The organism is Pseudopedobacter sp. (genome assembly GCF_040392825.1).
Classification (GTDB): Bacteria; Bacteroidota; Bacteroidia; order Sphingobacteriales; family Sphingobacteriaceae; genus Pseudopedobacter.
The window spans coordinates 1-5,485 of record NZ_JBEBVH010000259.1; the positions used below are offsets into that span (position 1 = coordinate 1).

The following is a 5,485-nucleotide window of genomic DNA, read 5'->3' on the forward strand; positions in this document are numbered from 1 at the left end:
AAAAGCTCTGAACGGTATCAAATATTACCTTAGAAATATCTATACCTAACTTCCAAACTTTTAGATCTTTAAAATTATGCATATCAATCTCGCTACTTGACACTAAATACTTGCTACTCTTAACTATTCCAAAACAATCGGTCCTTCGCTATTTACTTTAGACAAATAAATATTGCTCTCGATCCCCTTTTCCTTTAAGAAAGCTTTTAATTGATTAAGAACTTTCTCTGCATCTTCCTTATTCCTATACAGAGAAAAAACAGTCGGGCCTGAACCCGAAATACCAAAACCCAAAGCGCCATTTGTTAAAGCCTGTTGTTTCATACTGTCAAACTCAGGAATTAAGATCGATCTAACCGGTTCTACAATCACATCTTTCATTGATCTGCCTAACAAATCATAGTCATGCTGATACAAAGCGCTTATCAGACCTGCAATATTTCCCCATTGTACGACCGCATCTTTCAAAGCAACTTTAGAACGGATAATCTGTCTTGCATCACGCGTAGGAACATCCACATGCGGATACAACAACGCACAGTACAAATCTGGCACTGGCAATTGGATAACTTCTAAAGGTTCATAACTTTTTATCAACGTAAAACCGCCAAACAAAGCTGGCGCAACATTATCCGCATGTCCATGACCACAGGCCAGCGCTTCACCTTCCATTGCAAAAGGAAGTAGCTCATGTTTAGTTAATGGCCGTCCTAACAATTCGTTAATAGCAAAAATACCCGCCACTGCACTTGCCGAACTTGATCCCAATCCGCTTCCCAAAGGCATTTTTTTAGTCAGCTTTAGCCTAACACCTAAATCTTCCTTTCCTAAATGTCTTAAAACACTTTTTACGCAGGCGCTAACTGTATTTTTATCGGGATCTAAAGGCAGTTTTCCTTCATCTCCCTCTATTGATGTGATTACAACCCCCGGTTCGTCACACAATTCCATATACAATTCATCGCCCGGTTCGTTTACTGCAAAGCCAAGTATATCAAATCCGCACACTACATTGGCAACAGTTGCCGGTGAAAAAACTTTAATTGATTTCCTGCTCATGACTATTCCGCTCCAACTTTTACCAAATCAGCAAATACGCCTGCAGCAGTAACCGCAGCTCCTGCACCCGGACCTTTAACCACCATTTGTGTTTCACAATATCGCTCTGTAGTAAACGCAATAATATTATCGCTACCAGATAATGAATAGAACGGATGTTCTGGTCCTACCGCTTGCAGATTGATACTGACTTTACCGTCTTCCAGTTTACCTATATATCTTAAAACCTTACCTTCTGCAGCAGCATCATTTTTCAATTTCTCGAAATAATCATTGGAGATTTTCAATTCTTCATAAAAAGCATCTACACTCGATGCTTTTGCACAGTTTTCTGGTAAAATAGCTCCCAATTCAACATCCGACGATTCTAAAGCTAAACCGCTATTTCTAGCCAGAATCAGCATCTTACGCATAAAATCAATTCCGCCCAAATCATCACGAGGATCTGGTTCTGTATAACCTTTTTCCTGTGCTTGTTTTACAATATCATGGAAAGTAACGTCTCCTTTGAAATTATTGAAGATGAAGGAAATAGTACCTGAAAGTATAGCTTCTATCTTCAGAATCTTATCGCCACTAATAATCAAGTCATTCAAGGTTTTGATAATTGGAAGCCCCGCACCAACATTAGTTTCGTAGAAGAAATCTACACCATGTTTTTGTGCCGTTGTTTTCAGCAATTCAAACTGTTTGTACTCTCCGGAATTGGCAATCTTATTACAAGTTACCACCGAGATATTAGATTCAAATATCTCTTTATAAAACTGAGAAGGAGCCGGAGTTGCCGTATTATCTACAAAAACACAGTTTGGCAAATCCAAAGATTTCATCTGGTTAACAAAGCCTTCCAAACTAGCCTGTTCACCTTTTTCATTCAGGATATTCTCCCAGTTTTCCAAATCTATTCCATCTGCATTCACAAACATCTTTCTGGAATTACTTAAACCAATAATTTTGATATTAATTAAGTTATCCTTTACCAAAGAAGCATGATGGTTTTTAATTTGGGTCAGCAACTCTTTACCTATATTTCCAACACCTACCACAAATACGTGTAAAGTCTTTTGCAATTCTGCAAAAAACGCATCATGGACAGCGTTTAAAGCTTTTGATAAATGATCATGATTAATGATTACCGAAATATTATATTCTGAAGACCCCTGTGCAATAGCAACCACGTTAACTCCGTTTCTACCCAAAGAAGAAAACAGCTTTCCAGAAATCCCCGGAGTTTGTTTCATGTTTTCACCTACAATTGCCAGAATAGATAAATCATTTTCTATGCGTATAGGCTCTAACTTGCTTGCAGCCAATTCCAGTTCAAACTCCTGCTCTATTAATGATTTAGCCAAAATCGCATCTTCAGGTGCCACAGCGAAAGTAATAGAATGCTCTGATGAAGATTGAGTAATTAAAATAACGTTCACCTGCTCGCGTGATAGCAAAGAGAATAACCTTCCGCTAAAACCCGCTTTTCCGACCATTCCGCTACCTTGAACATTCAAAATACTGACGTAATCTACAGAAGAAATACCTCTAATAACCGTATTGGAAGGTTTGTTGTCGTGACGTATTGTTGTTCCAATAAAATCAGGCTCGAAAGTATTCTTAATAACAATTGGAATTTTCTTCATGAAAGCCGGAATCATAGTTGGTGGATAGATTACTTTAGCTCCGAAGAAAGAAAGCTCCATTGCTTCGGTATAAGAAAGTTCATCCAAAGAGAAAGCTTTCTTTACCCTTCTCGGATCTGCAGTCATCATACCATTTACATCAGTCCAGATCTCTATTTGGCCTGCATTTAATGCTGCACCGATAATTGCAGCAGTATAATCGCTGCCTCCACGCCCCAAAGTAGTGGTCCTATTTTGATTGTCGCTGGCGATAAAACCAGTAACAATAGTCAATTCATCCTGATGATTGTTAAAGTAATTTTGGATTAACAAGTTTGTCTGGTCGAAATCCACATGCGCATTTCCAAAAGAACTGTCGGTCTTAATCAACTGGGTAGCATCCAAAAATTCAGTTTTTTCATAAACCGGACGTAAAATTCTGCTTAACATAAATGCAGAACATCTCTCACCATAGCTCAGTATCGAATCTTTAGTCTTGGGACTTAATTCTTTTAAAGCAGTTACTCCCTGCATAAGATCTTCCAACTCCTGAAAATAAATCTTCAATGTTGTGAACACCTTATTTTGCTGCTGAATAGGAATTAACGCCTTAACTACTTCAAAATGTCTGGCCTCTATAGCCGCTAACGATTTAGAAAAATCTATTCCTTTTACTGCATCTTCCGCCGTTTTAATCAAAAGATTCGTGAGACCACCCATTGCAGAAACCACGACAATAATACGCTCTCCCTGCTCCAGGTTAGATTTTACAACACCGGTTAATGCCTGTAAAGCTTCTACCGATCCTACTGATGTACCTCCGAATTTTAAAACTTTATTATTTTATCATTATTCTTTTTAATGCGACCAGAACTAATCATAAAAAAAGCGCCTCCGGTTTCAGGGAAGGCGCTCTATATATTTTTGTTTATTTCAAGCCAAAGATTACCTTCCTCTATGCATTAAGCGTAATGGTGGTGGTAATGATTGTGCCTGTAATAAATCTTCTCATTGCTTAGTTAAGTAACATTCTATTTTATGCGCCAAATCTAAGATTTCATTTTGCTAAAAGCAAACATTTTTGAATTTTATAGTTTTTGAAGACATAATTAAGTTTGTCGGTATCGTAATCATGTATTCAAAGAAGAAGGATTGAATATAAAGTATACAGAATAGTAAAGAATTATTATAAACGGATCAATTCTATATTGCTAGCTTCTGATTTTCAAATTATCGATATTATGTTTTTCAGTATCTTTACCCACAATGCAGGGATTAGTCACAAAATCAACCGGAAGCTGGTATAGCGTAATCGCTGAAAACGGCGAACGCTATGAATGTAGAATCAAAGGGAAACTAAGAATCAAAGGAATAGTAAGTACCAATCCGGTGGCTGTTGGTGATATTGTGACTTTCGAATTGGAGCCCGACCAGGAGACAGGTGTAATCAGTAAAATCGAGCCTCGTAAAAATTATATCATCAGAAAATCCATTAACCTTTCCAAACAGGCACATATTATTGCAGCCAATATGGATCAGGCTTTTTTGGTAGTAACATTGGCTTCTCCCCGAACTTCTTTAGGCTTTATAGATCGTTTTTTAGTAACGGCAGAGGCTTATCATATTCCGGCAGCTCTTATTTTCAATAAATTGGATTTGTTTAGTGCTGAAGGCCTTGAGATTCTGGATGATTTTATGTCTATATATGAAAATATTGGCTATCCATGTTATGCGGTTTCTGCAAACGACGGAACTAACATTGATATCGTAGAAAATCTTCTTAAAGACAAAACTACATTATTCTCTGGTCATTCTGGCGTTGGAAAGTCAAGCTTAATAAACAAGATTATTCCTGATATTGCAATTAAAACAGGCGAGATTTCTGATTGGAGCGATAGTGGAAAACACACCACCACTTTTGCTGAGATGTACGACCTACCCTTTGGTGGAAAATTGATTGACACACCCGGAATCAGAGAACTAGGAATTTTTGACATAGATAAAAAACAGTTAGCTCATTATTTCCCAGAATTCAGAGAACGTATGCACGAATGTAAATTCAACAATTGTGTCCATATTAATGAACCTGGTTGTGCCGTTTTAAAAGCATTGGAAGAAGGCGAAATAGAACCATCCAGATACGATAGCTATTTAAGTATCTATCATGGAAATGAAACGAGGAACTAAGAAAGTCAGAAATCTGATGTCTGAAGTTTAAATTGATAGTCTATGGTGAATGACTGGATAGAATCGTTCATTGGCCCCCCTCCGGTAAAGAACCAAACACTAACGATCCTGTCTTTATACTTGATACTAAATACTTGATACTATTTCAACTAATGAACTTAAAATATGAGAGCAGTTATACAGCGTGTTTCTGAAGCTTCCTGCAAAGTTGAAGGGAAAATAACCGGAGCTATTGAAAACGGTTTTTTAATACTATTAGGCATTTCTGAAGAAGATACCGAGGAAGATTTAAAATGGCTGGCAGCTAAAATTGCCAATATGCGTGTCTTCGGAGATGAAAACGGATTAATGAATAAATCCATTTCGGATATAAACGGCAAAATTCTATTAGTTTCTCAGTTCACATTATTAGCCCAAACAAAAAAAGGCAACAGACCTAGTTTCATTAAAGCTGCAAAACCAGAAAAAGCAATCCCCTTATATGAAAAGATGATTAGCGAGCTTTCCATCTTAACCCAAACCAAAATAGAAACTGGAATTTTCGGAGCGGACATGAAGATTTCATTAATAAATGACGGACCTGTCACGGTTATAATGGACACGGCAGATAAGGAAAGGCATTAAAA

At 37.4% G+C, this 5,485-nt stretch carries 3 protein-coding genes and 1 pseudogene; 2 read left to right on the forward strand and 2 right to left on the reverse strand.

Translation table 11 applies throughout. The annotated features are described in order from the left end of the window. Nucleotides 1-123: 123 nt before the first annotated feature. Complete coding sequence (locus tag ABWO41_RS14900; protein WP_353139754.1) at nt 124-1,059, reverse strand: homoserine kinase; 936 nt, start codon at nt 1,057-1,059, stop codon at nt 124-126. Nucleotides 1,060-1,061: 2 nt separating this feature from the next. Then, a pseudogene (thrA, locus tag ABWO41_RS14905) lies at nt 1,062-3,509 on the reverse strand (bifunctional aspartate kinase/homoserine dehydrogenase I); the annotation flags it as partial. 429 nt (nt 3,510-3,938) lie between these two features. Between thrA and rsgA the strand changes: the two are divergent. Together rsgA and dtd are read left to right on the forward strand one after the other, a co-directional pair. After that, on the forward strand, nt 3,939-4,859 hold the full coding sequence (gene rsgA / locus ABWO41_RS14910; protein WP_353139757.1) for a ribosome small subunit-dependent GTPase A: 921 nt from the start codon (nt 3,939-3,941) through the stop codon (nt 4,857-4,859). Between the two features lie 165 nt (nt 4,860-5,024). Further along, nucleotides 5,025-5,483, forward strand: a complete 459-nt coding sequence (dtd, locus tag ABWO41_RS14915) for a D-aminoacyl-tRNA deacylase (protein ID WP_353139760.1) — start codon at nt 5,025-5,027, stop codon at nt 5,481-5,483. The last annotated feature ends 2 nt before the right edge of the window (nt 5,484-5,485 follow it).

Excerpts from the sequence above, each read along its gene's own strand:
- ABWO41_RS14900 (WP_353139754.1), bottom strand. The coding sequence starts at position 1,059 with ATGAGCAGGAAATCAATTAAAGTTTTTTCACCGGCAACTGTTGCCAAT.
- rsgA (WP_353139757.1), top strand. The coding sequence starts at position 3,939 with ATGCAGGGATTAGTCACAAAATCAACCGGAAGCTGGTATAGCGTAATC.
- dtd (WP_353139760.1), top strand. The coding sequence starts at position 5,025 with ATGAGAGCAGTTATACAGCGTGTTTCTGAAGCTTCCTGCAAAGTTGAA.